2 pseudogenes are annotated in these 2534 nt (G+C 71.0%); one reads left to right on the plus strand and one right to left on the minus strand.

Annotated elements, in window-relative coordinates:
* Positions 1-957: 957 nt before the first annotated feature.
* Positions 958-1221: pseudogene (locus U9980_RS28865) on the plus strand (WD40 repeat domain-containing protein); the annotation flags it as partial.
* Between the two features lie 52 nt (positions 1222-1273).
* On the opposite strand, the pseudogene U9980_RS28100 reads toward U9980_RS28865, so the two are convergent.
* A pseudogene (locus U9980_RS28100) lies at positions 1274-2534 on the minus strand (TrwC relaxase); the annotation flags it as partial.

The raw sequence follows: 2534 nt of genomic DNA on the forward strand, positions 1-2534 counted from the left end.
CGTCGGGCCTTACGTACCGCCCACGCGAACAGAAACCCGACCGCGATCTCGATGCCTGTCATCCCCGTCCCCCGATCACGCGCATAACCCGCAACGCTACGCACGTGACACCACCATGCCGGCATGGGCATCGGTTAACCGCAAAAAAGAGGGAAATCATCGGACGCCGGCCCGCCGCTCGCCGATCGATGGAGCAACGAGCATTCCCATCGCTTCACCATTCACGGGGTGGACTACGGGCTGTGGCGGCCCGGCACGGCCGGGTTCCCCCGCGACGCCCACCGGGTGCGCCTGGTCGACTTCGCCTTCCGCGTCGGGTGGAAGCCGACATCGTCCAGCTCACCGACGGAATCGCCTACTGGCGCGCCTACGTGGCCGAGCGGGAGGCCGCTGGCGAGAAGGTGTGGGGCCCCGGCGACTTCCGCAAAGGCGACCGGGTGCTCTACGCCGGCAACTGGTACCCGGTGATCCGGGTCAACCGGAAGACGCTGACCATTCCGCCGCTGGTCGGCGGGAGTTGGACCGACACTCTCCCTTACAACAAAGGTGTCCGGCTCGCGCCGTGGTCCAGGAGCAGCGGAGCAAAAATGTCACCAGTGATCCACTGTTGGTGCGCCGGCCGGTGGGCGGGCACGTCCTGTGGGTTGGCTGGCGCAACGTTTCCGTGCGTACCGTCAGCTACCAGGTCGAATCCGGATGATGACAGGATTGGGCGCTGTGTCCGATCCTGTCCCCGCCCCGATCGCAGGCGAGTCCCACTCCGCAGCCTTTGAACGAGCGGCCCGGCAACCCGTTGCCCGCTCCGACCGGGCCACGTCCCGCAGCGCCATCAGGTCGGGCCGCGTGTACGGCTGGGCGGGCCCTCGGCTCATCGCTGCTGTAAGGCTCTTCGCCTGCGCGGTCCTTGTTGTGGGCTGTGGCCGCGGTGGGGATCCGGCGCCGCGTGTCGCGGGGGAGCTGTTGGCCACGCTGACCGGCCACACCGACGCCGTGCTGTCGGTGGCCTTTTCCCCGGATGGCACGCGTCTGGCCAGCGCGGACGCTGGCGGGGATGAGACGGTGCGGCTGTGGGATGTGGCTGATCGGATGGCTCCTCGGCCATTGGGTGAGCCGTTGACCGGTCACGTCCACGCCGTGTACCAGGTCGCGTTCTCCCCGGACGGGCGTACCTTGGCCAGTGCTGGCGGGGACAAGACCGTGCGCCTGTGGCAGGTGAACTGACCCTGTACCGCGCCGGTACTGCTGGTTTCGGATTCAGCGCCCATGCCCGTCGTCAGATGCCGGGTTCCAGGTCGGGTCGGTCAATCGGGCTTCGTCGGAGTCGCTGATAGGCCGCGCGGTGGGTCGGGTCGTCGGGCGGTTCAGCAACAGCACGATGAAGGGGCTCGGCGTCGGCGGGTGCGGCGGGGGTTCCATACGTGAGGCCGAGGGCGTGATGGCGATAGTGCTCGACGGCGTGGGCGTCGCGGTCCCAGGTTTCGGTTTCGGTCGGGGTGGTGGGGCGTGGGCCGAGCAGGTCGTGGAGGTAGCTGGCGGGTTCGCGGGTCGCGCGGAGACAAGCAAGATCGACCTGGCGGGTGAGGGCGGCGTCGAGGAGCCGGTGCCGGTCGCGGAGCGCGGCGTGTGCGGCGTCGACGTCGGCCGGGCTGGTGTTGGGTCGTACCGCGGTGTGGCTGGTCCGGGCGAGGGTGACCGCGTCGTCGGCGTGCGCGACGTCGCGGCGCAGACGGGCCAGGTCGGAGCCGTCGGGGTTGTCGTGCCTGGTGCGGCCGGTTCCGGTGATGCGAACGCGTTTCTCGGCGGCGGTGAGGGCGAGGCGGGCGGTCGCGAGGGTATTGGTGGCCTGTCGGAGCCGGCGGCGTGCCTTCACCTCTTCGTCCCGCTCTTCGGGATCATCACCGATCGCGGGACTGGCCACGCGTGCCGCGGTGAGTGTGATGATCCGTCCCAGTGCGTCGCGTTCGCCGGTGAGGTCGGCGGTGGGTCGGGAGGCCAGGTGGTTGATCTGGGCGGAGTCGAGGACGCGGACGGTGTGCTGCCATTCGGCGACCTGGCCGGGTGGGGGTGGGGTCTGGTAGTCGACGGCGTCGATGCTGTGGGCGCGGCAGAGGGCGGCGACGCGGTGGTCGAGGACGGCCGCGGCGGTGCGCACCGTGTCGAGATCATGGCTGGTGAGCGCGTCGACGAGCGGGTCTGGATGCCAGCCGTGGTCGAGCAGGCCGTGGATGGCGGCGACGGCCCGTTCGCGGGGGACCATTTCGGCGGTGGTGGTGAAGCGGGCGGCGACGTCCGGGGCGAGCCGGGACGCCCAGACGTGTGCGAGCCGGCGGGCCTGGTCACGCTGGTCGTGCCAGCGGGCGGCCGCAACGGATGCGGGGTCGGGCGCCGGTGGCGGTCCGGGAGCATGCGGCGGGGCGGTGGGATTGTGGCGGGCGTGGTAGACGGCCAGCGCGGCCACGGCCTGGTCCCAGACGGCGCGGTCGGGGCCGGCCGCGGGACGGGGGCCGATCCGGGCCAGCAGGCCGGGCGGCGGG

The organism is Protofrankia sp. Cr1, from assembly GCF_963555865.1.
GTDB lineage: Bacteria > Actinomycetota > Actinomycetes > Frankiales > Frankiaceae > Protofrankia.